The following is a 17624-nucleotide window of genomic DNA, read 5'->3' as shown; positions in this document are numbered from 1 at the left end:
GCCCGGATGACGGCGGTGAATACTGTGCTGTTAGACGCAAGCCCTGGTGATTGCAGCGAGGGTGTAGGCCCCAAAGCGGTAACGGCTGAGCAGACAAATCCAGTTACCACGACAATTGCCCATCTATGCAAGCTTCTGTTTCCCTGCGTCTGGTTCTGATTCTGGGCCTGTTATCGGCCATTGGGCCGTTCGCCATTGATATGTATTTGCCCGCGCTGCCGCAGATTGGCAGCAGTCTGAACGCCCAGGTAGGGGCGGTGCAGGCCAGTCTGACGGCCTTCTTTCTTTCTGTGGGGCTGGGGCAACTGCTGTACGGCCCGGTGTCAGACATGATGGGCCGCAAACCCCCGCTGTACTTTGGTCTGATTCTGTTTGCCGCGTCCAGCGTGGGCTGCGCGCTGGCGCCCAATATCGAGACGCTGGTGGTGTTTCGCTTTTTGCAGGGCCTGGGCGCTGCGGCGGGCATGGCTGTGCCGCGCGCGGTGGTGCGCGATCTGCACACCGGCCATGCTGCGGCACGCATGATGTCGCTGCTGATGCTGGTGTTCAGCGTCTCGCCCATTCTGGCGCCGCTGGCAGGCAGCGGCGTGATTGCCGTGGCGGGCTGGCGCGCAGTGTTCTGGGTGGTGGCTGTGGCGGCGGTGCTGGGCCTGATGGCCACCTGGAAAGGCGTGGAGGAGACCCGCACGCCTGAGCAGCGCCTGGACAGCAGTCTGGGCGGTGCGCTCAAAGCCTATCTGACGCTGCTGCGTGACCCGCACTACATGGGCCTGGTCTTTATTGGCGGCAGCGCCATGGCGGGCTTTTTCGTCTATCTGGCGGGCTCGCCCTTTGTGCTTATCAATTACTACGGTCTTTCCTCCACCCAGTACAGCATTGCGTTTGCGCTGAACTCCGTGGCCTTTATTGGTGCGGCGCAGTTCACGGCAAAGCTGGGGCAGCGCTGGGGGCTGGTGAAGGTGGTCAAGGTGGCGGCTTCGGCATCCGGGGTGGTCATGGCCTCGCTCATGGCTTATTACCTGATGGGCGGAGACCAGCTGGCTGTGCTGATTGCGCTGTACTTTGTGTCCAGCGCGCTGATGGGGCTGGTTATTCCCACCACTTCGGTGCTGGCGCTGGAAGCGCATGGCGAGATTGCAGGCACGGCTTCGGCCTTGCTGGGCACGCTGCAAATGCTCAGCGGGGCAGCGGCCATGCAGATCGTGGGCCATTTCTCCAACGGCAAGCCTTTGCCCATGGTGGTGGGCATGGCGATGGGGGCGCTGGTGGGTGTGGCGCTGACCTGGATTACGCTGGGCGCAGCCAAAGGGGCACACCATGCATGATGAAGCGCCAACTCCAGCAAGTCAGGCAAGGCCGGTAGTGCCGCCAATGGATGGCCTGCAGGACGGTGCCCGCAACCGCGCCATGCTGGTCATCATTCTGGGGCTGACGCTGTCTGTGCTGGACAGCAGCATCGTCAACCTGGCCCTGCCTGCCATTGCCAAAGAACTGCAGGCCAGCTCGGCCCAGACGCTGTGGGTGGTCAACGCCTATCAGCTGGCTGGCCTGGTGCTGCTGTTGCCGCTGGCGGCATTGGGCGAGAGGCTGGGCTACCGCCGCATCTATCTGGTGGGCATGACGGTATTTGTGCTGGCCTCGGTGGGCGCTCTGCTGGCGGATTCGCTTGCCACGCTGATTGCGGCGCGGGTGTTTCAGGGCATTGGCGCTTCGGGCGTGATGAGTGTGAATGCCGCCCTGGTGCGCCTGACCTATCCCAAGGCCATGCTGGGGCGGGGCATGGCCATCAATTCCTTGACGGTGGCGACATCGTCCATGGCCGGGCCATCGGTGGCGGCGGCGATTTTGTCCGTGGGCAGCTGGCCCTGGCTGTTTGCCATCAATGTGCCGCTGGGTGTGCTGACCCTGTGGCTGGGGCGCAAGGCTTTGCCAGCGAACCCTGTCAGCAACGCCAGCCGTGAAAAAATTGCTCCGCTGGATGTGCTGCTCAATATTTTGATGTTCACGCTGATTTTCCTGGGCGGTGAGCAGCTGGGCATGCATCTGGGTCAGGGCCCGGCTGCCACGGGCGCAATGGCCTGGCTGCCTTCGGGCTGGTGGCTGCTGGGCGCCGGCGTGCTGGTGGGCTATGTGTATCTGCGCCGCCAGTGGCCCATGCAGGCACCACTGTTTCCGGTGGATCTGCTGCGCATTCCGGTTTTTGCACTATCCATGTGCGGCTCGGTCTCGGCGTTCACGGCGCAGATGATGTCTTACCTGGCCCTGCCGTTCCTGCTGCTGGATGCGCGTGGCCTCTCGCCCATGGAGGCAGGCATGCTGATTACCAGCTGGCCCGTGGCCACCATGCTGACTGCGCCTATCGCAGGGCGCCTGATTGGCAAATATCCCGATGGGTTGCTGGGCGGCATTGGCATGGCCATGTTTGCCTGCGGCCTCTGGCTGCTGGCGGCCATGCCGGCCGACGTAGCGCACTGGGACATGGTCTGGCGCATGCTGCTGGCGGGCAGCGGCTTTGCGCTGTACCAGTCACCCAATAACCACACCATCGTCACATCGGCACCTCTGGCGCGCAGCGGCGCGGCGGGCGGCATGCTCAGCTCGGCCCGCATGACGGGGCAGACTTTGGGTGCAGTAGTGCTGGGCACGATTTTTGCTATCTCTGGTGGGCACGGTGGCCATGCCGAAGTGCTGGCCTTGTGGATTGCCGGTGGCTTTGCCGCGCTGGCCGGGGTCTTCAGTACCTTGCGGGTGCGTCAGACAACGCATTTAAAGCATTGAATTGCGCTTTAGTCATTATGAATAAAGCGCTGTGTGCTATGAAATCTGGAGTCTGCTGTGGAGCTCGCTTAGTCCGTTACGACGAGGTGAGGAGGACGCCCGCATGGCTAAAGTGATCTCAAGGCCCATGGTGTTGGGCCAGATTTCGCCAATGTGGCGTGAGTGCGTGCTGGAAATTGCGCGCCTTGCTGCTTTACATTTAAGAAATATTGCCGCCGCACAATATCTAAAAACTACTCGTTTCTGATCGCTCCATCGTATGAAGATTGACCTGTCCGCTTCGCTGATCCCGCGCCGAAAGGCGCTTTTTTCTGATACGCACAGCGCAAGCCCGCAGGTTGCCAAACGCCCGCGCTGGGCGATGGCACTAGGAGCGGCGCTGGTGGTGACTGCGCTTGCAGGCTGCTCCAAATCCGAGGGCGAGCAAAAAGCCCCGCCCAAGCAGGAAGCGCAGCTTGGTGTTGTCACGCTGCAGACGCAGAATCAGCAGCTGGACTCCAGCCTGCCGGGTCGCACCCGGGCGTTTCTGACGGCGGAGGTGCGCCCCCAGGTCTCCGGCATTATTCAAAAGCGCCTGTTCACCGAGGGCGCGCAGGTCAAGCAGGGTCAGCAGCTCTATCAGATTGACGCCGCTTCGCTCAAAGCCGCAGAGGCCAGTGCCCTCGCCGCCGTCAGCAAGGCCGAAGCCAGCCAGCGCACGCTGACGGCGACAGCGCGCCGCAATGCAGAGCTGGTCAAGATCGATGCCATCAGCAAGCAGGCCAATGACGAAAGTCAGGCCGCAGCGGCCCAGTCGGCTTCCGATGTGGCAGTGGCCAGGGCCAATCTGGAAACGGCCCGCATCAATCTGCGCTACGCCCGTATCGAGGCGCCCATCAGCGGCCGCATCGCGCTGTCGGCGGTGACCCCTGGCGCGCTGGTGACGGCAAGCCAGGCCACTGCGCTCACCACCATCGTGCAGCTGGACCCCATGTATGTGGACTTCACCCAGTCCAGCTCCGAGCTGCTGCAGCTCAAGCGTGATCTGGAATCGGGCCGCTATCAGAAGGTCGATGGCAACAAGGTGCCTGTGCGCATTCAGCTCGACGATGGCAGCATCTACCCGCATGAAGGCAAGCTGGCCTTTGCCGGTGTGATCGTCAACGACACCACTGGCACGCTGACACTCCGCGCCGAAGTGCCCAACCCCGATGGCATGCTGATGCCCGGCATGTATGTGCAGGCCAAGCTGCCTACCGCGCTGGCCGCCGATGCCCTGCTGGTGCCCCAGCAGTCCGTGACCCGCGACCTGACTGGCCGCCCCAGCGTGATGGTGGTCAAGGCCGATGATGTGGTGGAAAAGCGTGAAGTGGATCTGGACCGCGCCGTGGGTGCCTTCTGGCTGCTCAAAAGCGGGCTCAAGAATGGCGAGCGCGTGGTGGTGGACGGTTTTCAGCGCGCCAAGCCCGGTGACAAGGTCAAGGCCGTCGAGGTTGACCTGAAGGCCAAGGCCGAACGCAAGAGCGTACGTGGCGAGCCGCCCGTGCAGGAGGCTGCCGATGCGCCAGCTCCTGCCAAGCCTGCGGCCGCCTCTGCAGCAGCCCCTGCATCTGCAAAGTAAGCCGGGGAAGCGTACATGGCACAGTTCTTTATCAATCGGCCTATCTTTGCCTGGGTGATTGCCATCATCATCATGCTGGCAGGCGCCTTGTCGATCTCCAAGCTTCCGCTGGAGCAGTACCCTGACATCGCGCCACCGCGCGTGACCATTGGCGCGCAGTACACCGGTGCTTCGGCGGAGACCGTGGAAAACTCGGTCACGCAGATCATCGAGCAGCAGATCAAGGGCATCGACAACATGCTCTATATGAGCTCGACCAGCAATGCGTCGGGCCAAGCTCGCATCACCTTGACCTTTGCGCCCGGCACCAATGTGGACGTGGCCCAGGTGCAGGTGCAAAACAAGATTCAGGGCGCCATCAACCGCCTGCCCGACGCGGTCAAGACCCGCGGCGTGTTTGTGAACAAGGGCGGTCAGGACTTTCTGGTTACCTACAGCTTCTTCTCGCTGGACACGGAAGTCACCGATGTGGACATCGGCGACTATCTCAACAGCAATCTGGTGGACATCATTGGCCGTATTGAGGGCGTGGGTGACATCAGCGTGTTCGGCACGCCTTATGCCATGCGCATATGGATGGACCCGGCCAAGCTGGAAAAATATGCGCTGATGCCCTCGGATCTGGTCACGGCTCTGAATGCCCAGAATGCGCAGGTCTCGGCGGGTCAGCTGGGCTCTTTGCCCGCAGTGCAGAACCAGCAACTGAACGCCACCATTACGGCGCGCACCAAGCTCAAGACGGTGCAGCAGTTCGAGAACATTGTGCTGAAGTCGTCCACCGACGGCGCCGTGGTCACCATGAAGGACGTGGCCCGGGTGGAGCTGGGCGCAGATAACCTGTCGATTCAGGCCAAGCTCAACGGCATGCCTGGCGCGGGCATGGGTATTATTTTGGCCGATGGCGCCAACGCCATGGCCGTCTCGGATGCTGTGGCCGCCAAGCTGGCCGAGCTCAAGCCGTATTTCCCGAACAAGATTGATTACTTCGTCAGCTCGGACTCCACGCCTTTTGTGCGCGCTTCGATTCACGAGGTGGTCAGCGCCCTGGGTGAGGCCATGGTGCTGGTGGTGATCGTGATGTTCATCTTCCTGCAGAACTTCCGCGCCACGCTGATTCCTGCAATTGCCGTGCCCGTGGTGCTGCTGGGCACTTTCGGTGTGCTGTCGGTGGCCGGGTATTCGATCAACACCCTGACCATGTTTGCCATGGTGCTGGCGATTGGCCTGCTGGTGGATGACGCCATTGTGGTGGTGGAAAACGTCGAGCGTGTGATGCACGAGACGGGCAAATCGCCCAAGGAGGCCACGCGCCAGTCCATGCATGAAATCACGCCTGCGCTGGTGGGTATCGGCGTGACGCTGTCGGCCGTGTTCGTGCCCATGGCTTTCTTTGGTGGCTCCACGGGCGTGATCTACCGCCAGTTCTCCATCACCATCGTGGCGGCCATGGCTTTCTCGGTGTTTGTGGCGCTGACGCTGACACCCGCACTGTGCGCCACCATTCTGAAAGCGCCCGAGCACCACGGCGGCGGCGAAGGCCATGCACGCCCTGTGCGCACTGGCCTCTTCGGGCTGAATGACCGTTTCTTCAACTGGTTCAACCGCAACTTTGATGCCACCGCCAACCGTTACCAAGGCACGGTGGCCTATATCCTGCGCCGCACCAAGCGCATGATGCTGATTTTCCTGGTCGTCTGCGCGGCGGTGTGGCTGCTGATGGCACGCCTTCCGACATCGTTCCTGCCCGATGAAGACCAGGGCTTTGTCTATGTGAACGTCAACTTGCCCTCTGGCGCGTCAGATGCGCGTCTGCAGGAAGTGCTGGACGAGGTGCGTGACTATCTGATCAAGCAGCCTGATGTGATTAGCTTCAACCAGGTCTCCGGCCTCAATGGTGACCAGAGCTCGGCACGCGGCTTTGTGCGTCTCAAGCCCTGGGCGCAGCGCCCGCTGCCTTCGCAGTCTTCTCTGGCCATTGCGCACAAGGCAACCAAGGAACTGGGCCGCATCCGCGACGCCAAGATCTTTGTGATGAATCCGCCCGCCGTGCGTGGTCTGGGTGCCAATGCGGGCTTCAACTTCATGCTGAAGGACGTGAACGGCATGGGCCACGAAGCCCTGCTGGCCGCCAGCAATTTTGTGACGGAGCAGGCGCGCAAACATCCCGAGCTGACAGCAGTGCGTACCACCAACCTGGATGACGCCACCGAGCTGCGCCTGGATATTGACGACCGCAAGGCCGCCGCGTTGAGCCTGAACTACTCGGACATCAACAGCGTGCTTTCCAGCGCCATGGGCGGCACCTATGTGAATGACTTCTTGAACAACGCCCGCGTCAAGCGCGTCTATATCCAGTCGGATGCGCCGCACCGCATGCTGCCGCAGGACATTGCCAAATGGACGGTGCGCAACAGCAAGGGCGAGATGGTACCGTTTGGCGCTTTCTCCAAGACCTACTGGGCGTATGGATCGCCGCAACTGCTGCGCTACAACGGCTCGCCAGCCTATGAGTTCATTGGCAGCTCGGCGCCGGGCGTAAGCTCGGGCGTGGCCATGAATGTGATCGAAGACATTCTCAAACAGCTGCCTCAGGGCATAGGTTATGAGTGGACCGGTGCCTCGCTGCAGGAGCGCCAGTCGGGTGCCCAAGCGCCCATGCTGTATGCGATCTCGATTCTGTTCGTGTTCCTGTGCCTTGCCGCACTGTATGAAAGCTGGACCGTGCCGCTGTCGGTGATGCTGGCCGTGCCGCTGGGCGTGGTGGGCGCACTGGTGGCCACGTACACGCGTGGACTGACCAACGACGTGTACTTCCAGGTGGGCTTGCTGACCACCGTGGGTTTGGCGGCCAAGAACGCGATTTTGATCGTGGAGTTTGCGGTGCAGTTGCAAGAGCAGGGCAAGTCGCTGTTCGATGCCACGGTGCAGGCCGTGCGCCTGCGTCTGCGTCCTATCCTGATGACATCGCTGGCCTTCGGTTTCGGTGTGGTGCCGCTGGCCATTGGCACCGGCGCCGGTGCGGGTGGACGTAACGCCATCGGCACTGCCGTGCTGGGCGGTATGGTGGCATCCACGGTGCTGGGCATCTTCCTCGTGCCGGTGTTCTTTTTGCTGATTCGCAGCTGGTTCAAGAGCCGTTCGCGCAATGACGAGGTGGCCACTTCCAAGGAGAGCGCAGCATGAGGCGCCTGATGATGAAAACTTCCTCTCTTGCCGCAGCCTGCACCGCCATGCTGCTGGCGGGCTGCAATCTGGCGCCGGTTTACAAGGCGCCTGAGTTGCCCGTGCCCGATACGGTGAGCACCACAGCTGGTGCCCCCGTGCAGGCCAGCGAACAGGCGCTGCAGCAGGCCCAGGCCTTGCAGTGGCTGCAATCTCCGCAACTGCGTGAGCTGGTGGCGCTGGCGCTGACCCACAACCGCGATCTGCGCGTGGCGGTGGAGAGCATTGAAAAAGCGCGTGCCCAGTACGGCATCACCCGCGCCGATCTGCTGCCAGGCATCACCGCTCAGGCCCAAGGCAATCGAACGCGCACGCCTGCGGACCTCACATCGTCCGGGCGCAGCACTATCAGCGAGCAATACACGGCGCAGCTGGGCTTTGCCAGCTATGAGCTGGATTTGTGGGGGCGCATTCGCAACCTCAGCGAAGCCTCGCTGCAGCAGTTTCTGCAAAGCCAGGACAACCAGCGCAATGTGCAGATCGGTCTTGTGGCGGATGTGGTCAATGCCTGGCTCACGCTGGCCGCCGATCAGGCGCGCCTGAAGCTGGCGCAGGACACGCTGGACAGCCGCATCAAGGCCTTTGAGCTGACGCGCCGCATGTATGAGCTGGGCTCCACCTCCGGCCTGGTGCTGGCCCAGAACCAGACCACGGTGGACACCGCACGTGGCGATGTTGCCAGCTACACCTCTCAGGTCGATCGCGACCGCAACACGCTGCAGCTGCTGGTGGGTGGCCCGGTGCCAGCTCGTTTGCTGCCAGCTTCTCAGGCCTTGATGGGGGATGCGAACGCCGCAGCCTTGCAGGCTGTGCCCACGCCACTGCCGTCCAGCGTATTGCTCAAGCGCCCCGATGTGCAGGCGGCAGAGCGCAATCTGCGTGCCATGAACGCCAATATCGGTGCGGCCCGCGCAGCCATGTTCCCGACGATCACCCTCACGGGCAGTCTGGGCACGGGCAGCACCGAGCTGGATGGCCTGTTTGGCAACAACAACCAGAGCTGGAGCTTCATCCCTTTGGTCAAGCTGCCGATTTTTGACGGTGGCCGCAACCGCGCAGCCGTGCAGGTGGCCGAGAGCAACCAGCGCATTGCCATCAGCCAGTATGAAAAATCCGTGCAGACTGCCTTCAAGGAAGTGGCCGATGTGCTGGCAGACCGCGCCCAGTGGGGCGAGCGCCTGTCGGCCCAGACCAGCATGGTGAGCAATACGCAAAAAGCGTTTGATCTGTCGAATGCCCGCTTCAAGGCTGGCGTGGACAACTACCTGAGCGTGCTGGATGCGCAGCGTAGCCTGTACACCGCGCAGCAGACGCTGATCAATCTGCGCCTGAGTGAGCAGCTCAACCGCGTGACCCTGTGGAAGGCGCTGGGTGGTGAGGAGCAGGCGGCAAGCCAGCCATCCTGATTCTTTGCTGCTTTTTCAGCTTCTGCGCGCAGTTCTTGTCAAAGACTGCGCGCTTTTGTTTTGAGAGCTGCTTGCGCTTGATAAGCAATCGCTTTCCTGTTGTTTGATAGCGAAACCCATGAATGACAGACGCATCAAGCTCATCTTTTTGAAGCAATCACGCAGCAAAAAGCCCGCGTTGAAGCGGGCTGGGTGGGGCTGAGGCTAGCCTTGAGCGATCAAGAGCCGGTTCGCACCAGCATCATATCCACCTTGTTGCCCGCGCCGCGTGTCAGCACGGGGTTGGCCACATCGTTGATGAAAATCAGCTTTTTATCGCCGTCACTGCTTACGCGTGCGGTGATGGTGTACTGCGCTGCGGGGTTCAGCTTGGCAGGGTCAACCGACACCTTGTAGCTATAGGGCGGGTTCAGGTTCTGCAGGCGAATGGCTTGCTGTGCAATGGTCTGCGCAGGCGCATCGGCGCGGCTGGTGTCCTGTACTTCCACCACCAGCACTGCATCGGGTGGCAGAGCCATGCGCTCGCGCCAGCTCACTTTGCCTTCCACGGTATTCATGGTGGCGACAGATGCTGTGCGATCAGCATTGCTGCTGGTCTGGGCGCAAGCAGCCAGAGCTGCTACGGCAGAAAAGGCGAGTGCCAGAGCAATACGGCGTTGGGACACAGGCAAACTCATACAAACTCCTTTGAACATTGAAGGCCGCGATTCTGGCATTTCGGTCTGAACGGGCCGTGTAGGAGTGCGAGGATTTCTCGTGGCTGATATTTCTGCAAACGCTGTCCACGAACACACGGTTTTTCGCAATGCGCAGGGCCGGTCAGACCAGAGCCGTTTGCTATATTGGGCCCATGAAAAAGACCCTGACCACTGCCTCCGTAAGTCTTCTGGGTGCCATTGCCGTCAGCGGCTGCAGCCAGCCTGTAGAGCAGCGGCAGCCCCAGAGCCTTGGCATGGCCAATCCGGCATCGGTGTACTGCACCAAGCTCGGTGGCAAGCAGCGCATGGAAAAGACGGCGGCAGGCGAGCATGGCATTTGTGTGCTGCCCGATGGCGCGGAGATTGAGGAGTGGGCGCTGTTTCGCAGAGATCATCCGGCGCAGTGAGCACGGCAGAAGCCTGGCGGCATCCAGGTGGCGGGTTGCGGCGCGCAGGCTTGTGCATCGCGTGGAATTCGGCACCTGCCCTCGATCATTACGCTACCGCCGCATCATTCGCTGCTGAACGCAGCTCTGGTGTTCAGTTGGATGCTCTGAAAAAAGCCGCGCCATTAAAACTACCGAGCGAGGTATCAAGTGTGGTATCCGGTGCTTTGAAGACACGAAATTTCCCCTCAGTTCTTGAGCAAGCCTGCTGCTGACGGCTTGGCTTGTCAGCGCGTGGTGAGCTTGTGGGGCAGCAGCTTGCATGTATTGGCCGGTCTACCCCAGGAGTGTCTACCCAGAATAGGGTACCCAGTTCTGGGCGAAGACTGCGTGACCCTGTAAGCCCATGCGTTTTATGCACTGTTCGTGAGGCGAACCCTCTTTGGTGCATGGATTGCGGTGTTCCTCCATTGCTTGGCTTCCTTGAGGGTAGGTCTCACGCCAGGCACATATCACCCTGTGTTTGAAGCGCTTGCATATCTGCTCTGCGCAAGGGGCGCACCATTGATTGCATGTCTTTGACATGGCTCATGAAGTGCTCATCAATGGCGGGCATGATGAATCGCCTACTTAGAAATTGTTACCTCTTAGAAAAGTAAAGCTCCGAACTTTGTGTAGGAATAACCTTCTATGCATGTAAGCTGAAACAATTGAAAATAAGTTTGGTGATAAATTGTCAAATGAAACATTTTGTTGGGTGGTTGTGTAGGAGATCTCTCCACCCCTGGTGTTTTGCATGCAAGGTTATGCGTAAAGAACACTGGCCAGAAGCCAGAGGCTCCGCCTTGCCCCTGTGGAAAGGAAATCTCCAAATGAGCTGTGTCTAGCCAACGGGTTTCACAGCCAGCCTGCTTGTAGCTGCCAGCCGGACGATTTCGAGTGGCCAACCCGGTTCATGTTTTTTCAGGCATGAACAGAGGTTGGGTGTGCTCGTACTCATGGTCCCGCTCGCTGCTCATCTCCAGCGATGAAACCAAGCACGGCTGTGTTTGACGGAATCACCGGATTCCTGCCTTGACTTCAACGAGCAACGTACGCCGCATCTGCGGTCGTGGCGACGTGCGCTTGTCATTAACAACGGCTTCTAATCCGAGTAGCAACTTTGTGGTCTCAGCAGATCTTGCGTTCTGAACGGCAGGTGGGTTGAGTGTTGCCAGGTGGAAGCGAACCATTGAGGGAGATAAGAAATGAAATTCAGCCAGATTGCACAAGTGGTAGCGTCTTTGGGCTTGGTGTCTTCTGCGGGCGCCGCAATGGCCCAGGCAACGCTGAATGCACAGCAGGCCAATGCCCAGGGCACAGGTTTGCAGCAGGTTGTTGAAAAAGTGCTGATGACCCACCCGGAAGTGCAGGCGCGCTTTCAGGATTTCAGCTCTTCCATGGAAGGCCAGAACGTGGCGCGTGGTGGCTGGCGCCCCCAGGTTACGGCTCAGGGCTGGGTGGGGCGTGAGTGGCGCAGCCACATTCAGGATTCGCCCAACCAGGACTGGAATCGTCCCGGCTGGAATCTGCAGCTGCGTCAGCTGATTTTTGATGGTTTCACCACCAGCAGCAACATCCGCCAGCTGGGCTTTGAAAAGCTGGCCAAGTTCTACGATCTGCGCTCCACGACGGAAAGTCTGGCCAATGATGCGGTGGGTGCCTACCTTGATGTGCAGCGCTACCGCGAAATGGAAAAGCTGGCGCGTGAGAACTTTGGCACGCACCAGGTCACGCTGGGTCAGTTGCGTGAGCGTCAGCAGTCTGGCGTGGGGCGTGGTGTGGATCTGGAGCAGGCCAGCGGTCGTCTGTCTCTGGCGCAGGCCAATCTGATGACGGAGAGCAACAACCTCAATGACGTGATGCAGCGCTATCGCCGCGTGGTGGGTGAATATCCTGCTGCGGTGATGGACCCGGCGCCCGAGGTGACGGCCAAGCTGCCACTGTCTGGCGCCAACAAGGACTTTGGTGATTCTCTGCGGGCCAGCCCGCTGCTGCTGTCAAAGCAGGCGCTGCTGCAGGCGGCTGAAGCAGGGCAGAAGGCAGCCAAGGGTGCGCATATGCCCAAGCTGGAGTTCCTGGCATCCACAGGGCGTGACCGCGACCAGAACTCGTCGGCCTACTGGGATGTGCAGAGCTCCCGCGTTCAGCTGATGCTGACCTACAACCTGTATCGCGGCGGTGCGGATGAGGCGCGCCTGCGCCAGACCATTGCCCAGGGATATGCCGCGCAGGATGTGCGTGACTACACCTGCCGCAATCTGCAGCAGGAGCTGTCCATCACCTGGAACAATATGGCGCGCCTGCGTCAGCAGATGCCTTTCCTGCGTGAGCATGTGCTGTCCACCTCCAAGGTGCGGGTGGCCTACCAGCAGCAGTTCAAGATTGGTCAGCGTTCGTTGCTGGATTTGCTCAATACCGAAAACGAACTCTTCGATGCACAGCGCGCACTGGTCAATGGCCAGTACGACCTCAAGAAGGCTGAATACCAATGGCTGACCTTGTCAAGCCAGATTCTGCCGGTTCTGGGGCTGGCGCAGCCGCATGACGACAGCCGTCCAGAAGAGCAGCAGGCGCTGAAGCTGCCTGACGATCTCCTGCGCAACTGCCAGTCTTCCGTGCCGGATACACAAAATCTGAGCCCTGTCGCGGCTGACCAGAGCGCGCAACCCGTCAGCGCCGCCCGTCAGTGATGAGCGGGGAGTAGGTCTCCCCCTTTTTGAGAGAGTTGAAACGAGATGGATAAAAGCGATTCGCCGTCGTCGCAGCAGTCTTCCAGACAGGAGTTGTCCGCACTGGATGCGGACTTCATCCGCGTTCTGGAAGACCTGATTGATGCGCTGTTAGCCAACGGAACATTGCGGCTGACAGATTTGCCGCCCCAGGCACTGGAAAAACTCAGCCAGCGAAAGCGCGCGCGTCAGCGTCTGCGCAACTCGCTGGACCTGATTGATGACAGCGAAGAGCTTTTATAGATTGATTCCCGAAGATGTCTAAATCGGAATTCGCGCCGCCTCTGGCACCCGTGGGCGATGCTGCAAGCGTGCAGGAAACGGTAGAAAGCAAGGTGGGTAACGCCGCGCCGGGTCAGAAGTCAGAGTCTGGACCTGCCACTGCTGGCTCTATTGGCTCTGCTGCCGCTTCTGCTTCTGCTTCTGCCCCTCCCGCATCCTCTGGCGGCTTTTCACAAGCTGCCGGCTGGCATTTGCCGCCCCATGCCACCCATGCGGATCCGCTGCTCGATTGTCTGGTGCAGCTGACACGTCTGCATGGCAAGCCCTATACCGCACAGGCGCTGAGCAATGGCCTGCCACTGGTGGATCAGCGGCTCACCCCATCGCTGCTGGCCCGTGCTGCGGCGCGGGCCCAGTTCAGCACCCGCATTGTGCGGCGCGATCTGGTGGATGTACCCCAGGGGCTGTTGCCAGCCATCCTGATTCTGAACGGCAATCAGGCTTGCCTGCTGCTCAAGCCGCTGGAGGCGGGGCGCTTCCTCGTTCAGTATCCGGAGTCCGAGAGCCCTGTCGAAGTGGACGCCCAGAGCCTGCAGCAAAGCTATGCTGGCCTGATGTGCTTTGTGCGCCCGCAGTTTCACTTCGAGCAGCGTGCGGTGCAAAAAGAGGTGCAGCCACGCAGCAGCCACTGGTTCTGGGCCGTGGTGCTGGAGAACAAGCGTCTGTACCGAGATGCGCTGATGGCCGCGGTGCTCATCAACGTGTTCGCGCTGGCCATGCCCTTGTTCAGCATGAATGTCTACGACCGCGTGGTTCCCAACAATGCGGTGGAGACGCTGTGGGTGCTGGCCATTGGCATCTCGCTGGTGCTGATCTTCAACTTTGTGCTGACCACGGCGCGCGCCTATGTGGTGGATGCGGCCAGCAAGCGTGTGGATGTGCAGCTTTCGGCGCAGATCATGGAGCGTGTGCTGGACTTGCGCATGGAAAGCCGTCCGGCGTCAGTGGGGTCGTTTGCCGCGAATCTGCGATCGTTTGAATCGGTGCGCGACTTTATTGCCTCGGCCAGTCTCACCACATTGGTGGACTTGCCCTTTGTGCTCCTGTTTTTGGTGGTTATCGCCTGGATATCGCCCTGGATGGTGCTGGCTCCTGTGGTGGCGATTGGTGCGATCCTGCTCGTGTCCTTCTGGGCGCAGGCGCGCATGGAGGCGCTGACGCTCAAGACCTTCCAGGCGTCATCGCAGCGCAATGCCATGCTGGTGGAGTCGCTGACCAATCTGGAAGCCGTCAAAACGCTCAATGCCCAGGGCGGCGTGCAGCGTCTGTGGGAAAGCTCCACCCAGTACATCGCCTATATGGGCGGCAAGATCAAGTTCATCTCCTCTGGCACCGTCAATTTTGTGCAGACCCTGCAGCAACTGGTGACGGTGGCTGTGGTGGTGATTGGCGTGTATCAGGTGCAGGAGCAGGCGCTGTCCATGGGTGGCATCATCGCGGCTTCCATGATCGCGGGGCGCTGCCTGGCGCCTTTCGGGCAGGTGGCGGGCCTGATGATGCAGTTTCACAATGCCCGCACCTCGCTGAACTCCATCGACAACTATATGAAGATGCCGGTGGAGCATGAAGCCGGGCGTGAATATGTGGCCCGCCCCGATTTGCGTGGCGCCATCGAATTTCGCAACGTCAGCTTTGGCTATCCGGGCAGCGCGCAAAACAGTCTTTCCGGTGTGAGCTTTTCTGTTCGTGCCGGTGAGCGCGTGGGCATTATTGGCCGCATTGGTTCGGGCAAGACGACGCTGGAAAAGCTGGTGCTGGGCCTGTACCAGCCCACTGAAGGCGCGGTGTTGATCGATGGCATGGATGCTCGCCAGATCGATCCCGTGGACCTGCGCCGTGCCATAGGCCATGTGCCGCAGGACCCCATGCTGTTCTACGGCAGCCTCAAGCACAACCTGCTGGTGGGCGCTCCTCACGCGACTGAGGCAGACATGCTGCGGGCAGCGCGCATTGCGGGGGTGGATGAGTTTGCGGCGCAAAACCCCAAGGGTTACGACATGCTGGTGGGCGAGCGTGGGGAGTCGCTTTCTGGCGGCCAGCGTCAGTCCATCGCCGTGGCGCGGGCGTTGATTCATGACCCCGCCATGCTGCTGCTGGATGAGCCCAGCAGCAATCTGGACAACCAGAGCGAGGCGCAGCTCAAGCGCCGCCTGCAGGAGGCAGCGCAGGGCAAGACCATGGTGCTGGTCACCCATCGCACAGCGCTGCTGACGCTGGTGGACAGGCTGATCGTCATTGATGGCGGCAAGATCGTGGCCGATGGAGCCAAGGATCAGGTCATTGAGGCGCTCAAGCAAGGCCGCATTGGCGGCGCAGGAGGCAGGGCATGAGCGAGTCCTCAAAAATGAATGAGAAAAAGCCCTCGCGGCTGATGATGGCGCTGCGTGAACGCTGGCAGAAAGTGGAGCACTGGCTGCTGGAGGGCAGCGAGCCTGTGAGCACCCACCAGCCCGACGACCTCAAGGCCGATGCGCAGTGGGCCGCAGGTCAGCAAACGGCGCGTGGCTCGCGCCTGCTGATCTGGGTGTCGCTGCTGACGGTGCTGGTCTTGCTGCTCTGGGCGGCTTTGGGGCATATCGACGAAGTGGTGCGTGGGCAGGGCAAGGTGGTGCCTTCCCGGCAGGTGCAGGTGGTGCAGAGTCTGGATGGCGGCATCGTCAAGGAAATTCTGGTGCACCCCGGCGAGCAGGTTGAAAAAGGCCAGGTGCTGCTGCGCATAGACCCCACGCGCTACAGCTCATCGCTGGGCGAAAACAAGGCCGAGCTGCTGGCGCTCAAGGCCAAGGCCGCACGTCTGCAGGCCCTGGCTTCGGGTGAGCCTTTCAAGGCACCTGAAGATGTGCAGTCCGTAGCACCGCAGGTGGTGGAGATGGAGCGCCGCATGTGGGAGGCCCGCTCGCAGGAGCTGGGTACCAATGTCAATATTGCCCGCGACCAGTTGCGCCAACGCCAGCAAGAGCTGCGCGAGACACAGGCCAACCGCGACCAGGCTTCGTCCAGCTGCAGCCTGACCTCGGAGGAGTTGGCGGTGACCAAGCCCCTGCTCAAGAGCGGTGCGGTCTCCGAGGTGGATCTGCTGCGCTTGCAGCGTGATGTGGCCCGTTTTTGCGGCGAAGCCAGAGCGGCAGGCGCCCAGATGGGGCGCATTCAGGCTGCCATTCAGGAGGCTGAGCGCAAGATTCAGGAGTCTGAGCTGAATATGCGTAACCAGGCGCGCTCCGAGTTGTCGGAAACCCAGTCCAAGCTGGGCACGCTGGAGCAGGGCAAGGTGGCGCTGGAAGACCGTGTCAAGCTGGCTGAGGTTCGCTCGCCTGTGCGCGGCACCGTCAACACGCTGATGGCCAATACCGTGGGTGGTGTGGTTCAGCCGGGCAAGGACATTCTGGACATTGTTCCGCTGGATGACACCCTGCTGATGGAAGTGCAGGTCAACCCGCGCGATATTGGCTTCCTGCATTTTGGTCAGCAGGCCGAGGTGAAGTTCACTGCCTACGACTTCGCCATCTATGGCGGTCTGCAGGGCAAGCTGGAGCAGATTGGCGCCAACACCGTGACGGATGAAAAGGGGAACTCCTTCTACGTGGTGAAGGTGCGCACGGAAAAAGCGCATGTGGGGGACGACTCACGCCCCATCATCCCTGGCATGCAGGCCGAGGTGCACATCCTCACCGGCAAGCGCACGCTGATGCAGTACCTGCTCAAGCCGATTCTGCGAGCCAAGGCCAATGCGCTGATTGAGCGTTAGTCCATGAACAGTCCTCAACAAGAAGGGAGCCGTATGAATGCATTACCTGTATTGATGTTGACTCAGGACGCCACACTGTGGCACGGCTGGCAGCAAATCGCAGGTTCTCACTGGATGCCGGCACGCGGCCAGAGCCTGGCAGACCTGCAGCGCTGGAGACAGCAGGGCCGCAGCCTGGTTGTGCTTGATGCCAATCTGCCCCAGTTGCCTGCCGCTGGCGATGCGCGCTGGCTGGACCTGTTGCAGGGGCTGCAGGTGCTGGTACTCAGCAATCGTCCGGGTGATGAGGAAGGGCGACAGTTGCTGGCCAAGGGCGCTGGCGGATACGCCCATGCCCAGTCATCCCCGGAAGTGCTGGAGCGCATGCTGCAAAGCATGGTCAGTGGCAATATCTGGCTGGGCCGCAGCCTGCTGCAGCGTCTGCTGCGCGATGTTGATGCGCGGCTGCCAGAGCCCGAAGCCGACTGGGCGCAATCCCTGTCTCCCCGTGAGCAGGAGGTGGCTCGCTACGCTTCTCTGGGTGATAGCAATGTGGAAATTGCTGAACGCATGTCCATCAGCGAACGCACCGTGCGCGCCCACCTTTCCGCCATCTTTGAAAAGCTGCAGGTGCAGGACAGGCTCATGCTGACTCTGCGAGTGCACGGAATAGGGCGCAAGCAGGTGGCATGAAACTGAAAGTTTTAGGGCTGTAGCCCTTTTCAGATAAGCGCTGATAGCTATTGATTTTGAAGCG

The 17624-nt window shown here is 60.8% G+C and carries 13 protein-coding genes; 12 read left to right on the top strand and 1 reads right to left on the bottom strand.

The genetic code is table 11. The features are described 5' to 3' along the window. Positions 1 to 125 precede the first annotated feature (125 nt). The 6 genes from JDW18_RS13250 (at position 126) to JDW18_RS13225 (ending at position 9006) form a co-directional block, all read left to right on the top strand. Positions 126 to 1325, top strand: a complete 1200-nt coding sequence (locus tag JDW18_RS13250) for a multidrug effflux MFS transporter (RefSeq protein ID WP_218239909.1) — start codon at positions 126 to 128, stop codon at positions 1323 to 1325. Continuing rightward, on the top strand, positions 1318 to 2778 hold the full coding sequence (locus tag JDW18_RS13245; RefSeq protein ID WP_218239908.1) for an MFS transporter: 1461 nt from the start codon (positions 1318 to 1320) through the stop codon (positions 2776 to 2778). Before JDW18_RS13250 ends, JDW18_RS13245 begins: the two co-directional genes overlap by 8 nt. A 103-nt stretch (positions 2779 to 2881) precedes the next feature. Continuing rightward, positions 2882 to 3025, top strand: coding sequence for a hypothetical protein (locus JDW18_RS13240; protein WP_218239907.1), 144 nt, complete (start codon positions 2882 to 2884; stop codon positions 3023 to 3025). A gap of 12 nt (positions 3026 to 3037) precedes the next feature. After that, positions 3038 to 4378: an efflux RND transporter periplasmic adaptor subunit gene (locus tag JDW18_RS13235; protein WP_218239906.1), complete on the top strand. Its 1341-nt coding sequence runs from the start codon at positions 3038 to 3040 to the stop codon at positions 4376 to 4378. A gap of 15 nt (positions 4379 to 4393) precedes the next feature. Then, the gene (locus tag JDW18_RS13230; protein WP_218239905.1) at positions 4394 to 7561 is read left to right on the top strand and encodes an efflux RND transporter permease subunit; all 3168 of its coding nucleotides are present in this window, start codon (positions 4394 to 4396) and stop codon (positions 7559 to 7561) included. Further along, positions 7558 to 9006 (top strand): efflux transporter outer membrane subunit, encoded by a 1449-nt coding sequence (locus JDW18_RS13225; RefSeq protein WP_218239904.1) that lies wholly within the window; start codon positions 7558 to 7560, stop codon positions 9004 to 9006. Before JDW18_RS13230 ends, JDW18_RS13225 begins: the two co-directional genes overlap by 4 nt. Before the next feature lie 218 nt (positions 9007 to 9224). Here JDW18_RS13225 and JDW18_RS13220 read toward each other — a convergent pair whose 3' ends face one another. Continuing rightward, positions 9225 to 9683, bottom strand: coding sequence for a YbaY family lipoprotein (locus tag JDW18_RS13220; protein ID WP_218239903.1), 459 nt, complete (start codon positions 9681 to 9683; stop codon positions 9225 to 9227). Between the two features lie 173 nt (positions 9684 to 9856). Between JDW18_RS13220 and JDW18_RS13215 the strand changes: the two genes are divergently transcribed. The 6 genes from JDW18_RS13215 (at position 9857) to JDW18_RS13190 (ending at position 17560) form a co-directional block, all read left to right on the top strand. Then, a complete protein-coding gene (locus tag JDW18_RS13215) occupies positions 9857 to 10111 on the top strand; it encodes a putative hemolysin (RefSeq protein ID WP_218239902.1) in 255 nt (84 codons plus the stop codon). Between the two features lie 1226 nt (positions 10112 to 11337). Continuing rightward, the gene (locus JDW18_RS13210; RefSeq protein WP_218239901.1) at positions 11338 to 12822 is read left to right on the top strand and encodes a TolC family outer membrane protein; all 1485 of its coding nucleotides are present in this window, start codon (positions 11338 to 11340) and stop codon (positions 12820 to 12822) included. 45 nt (positions 12823 to 12867) lie between these two features. Beyond that, a complete protein-coding gene (locus JDW18_RS13205; RefSeq protein ID WP_218239900.1) occupies positions 12868 to 13104 on the top strand; it encodes a hypothetical protein in 237 nt (78 codons plus the stop codon). A 14-nt stretch (positions 13105 to 13118) separates the two neighbouring features. Then, positions 13119 to 15473 (top strand): type I secretion system permease/ATPase, encoded by a 2355-nt coding sequence (locus JDW18_RS13200; RefSeq protein ID WP_246609905.1) that lies wholly within the window; start codon positions 13119 to 13121, stop codon positions 15471 to 15473. Next, positions 15470 to 16888, top strand: coding sequence for an HlyD family type I secretion periplasmic adaptor subunit (locus tag JDW18_RS13195; protein WP_218239899.1), 1419 nt, complete (start codon positions 15470 to 15472; stop codon positions 16886 to 16888). Before JDW18_RS13200 ends, JDW18_RS13195 begins: the two co-directional genes overlap by 4 nt. A 33-nt stretch (positions 16889 to 16921) precedes the next feature. Next, a complete protein-coding gene (locus tag JDW18_RS13190) occupies positions 16922 to 17560 on the top strand; it encodes a helix-turn-helix transcriptional regulator (RefSeq protein ID WP_218239898.1) in 639 nt (212 codons plus the stop codon). Positions 17561 to 17624: the final 64 nt, after the last annotated feature.

This window comes from Comamonas fluminis, from assembly GCF_019186805.1.
In the GTDB taxonomy this organism is placed as follows: domain Bacteria; phylum Pseudomonadota; class Gammaproteobacteria; order Burkholderiales; family Burkholderiaceae_C; genus Comamonas; species Comamonas fluminis.
Note: the sequence above shows the minus strand (reverse complement) of the source record. Positions and strands in the feature narration are given on the sequence as shown.

Excerpts from the sequence above, each read along its gene's own strand:
- JDW18_RS13250 (WP_218239909.1), top strand. The coding sequence starts at position 126 with ATGCAAGCTTCTGTTTCCCTGCGTCTGGTTCTGATTCTGGGCCTGTTA.
- JDW18_RS13245 (WP_218239908.1), top strand. The coding sequence starts at position 1,318 with ATGCATGATGAAGCGCCAACTCCAGCAAGTCAGGCAAGGCCGGTAGTG.
- JDW18_RS13240 (WP_218239907.1), top strand. The coding sequence starts at position 2,882 with ATGGCTAAAGTGATCTCAAGGCCCATGGTGTTGGGCCAGATTTCGCCA.
- JDW18_RS13235 (WP_218239906.1), top strand. The coding sequence starts at position 3,038 with ATGAAGATTGACCTGTCCGCTTCGCTGATCCCGCGCCGAAAGGCGCTT.
- JDW18_RS13230 (WP_218239905.1), top strand. The coding sequence starts at position 4,394 with ATGGCACAGTTCTTTATCAATCGGCCTATCTTTGCCTGGGTGATTGCC.
- JDW18_RS13225 (WP_218239904.1), top strand. The coding sequence starts at position 7,558 with ATGAGGCGCCTGATGATGAAAACTTCCTCTCTTGCCGCAGCCTGCACC.
- JDW18_RS13220 (WP_218239903.1), bottom strand. The coding sequence starts at position 9,683 with ATGAGTTTGCCTGTGTCCCAACGCCGTATTGCTCTGGCACTCGCCTTT.
- JDW18_RS13215 (WP_218239902.1), top strand. The coding sequence starts at position 9,857 with ATGAAAAAGACCCTGACCACTGCCTCCGTAAGTCTTCTGGGTGCCATT.
- JDW18_RS13210 (WP_218239901.1), top strand. The coding sequence starts at position 11,338 with ATGAAATTCAGCCAGATTGCACAAGTGGTAGCGTCTTTGGGCTTGGTG.
- JDW18_RS13205 (WP_218239900.1), top strand. The coding sequence starts at position 12,868 with ATGGATAAAAGCGATTCGCCGTCGTCGCAGCAGTCTTCCAGACAGGAG.
- JDW18_RS13200 (WP_246609905.1), top strand. The coding sequence starts at position 13,119 with ATGTCTAAATCGGAATTCGCGCCGCCTCTGGCACCCGTGGGCGATGCT.
- JDW18_RS13195 (WP_218239899.1), top strand. The coding sequence starts at position 15,470 with ATGAGCGAGTCCTCAAAAATGAATGAGAAAAAGCCCTCGCGGCTGATG.
- JDW18_RS13190 (WP_218239898.1), top strand. The coding sequence starts at position 16,922 with ATGAATGCATTACCTGTATTGATGTTGACTCAGGACGCCACACTGTGG.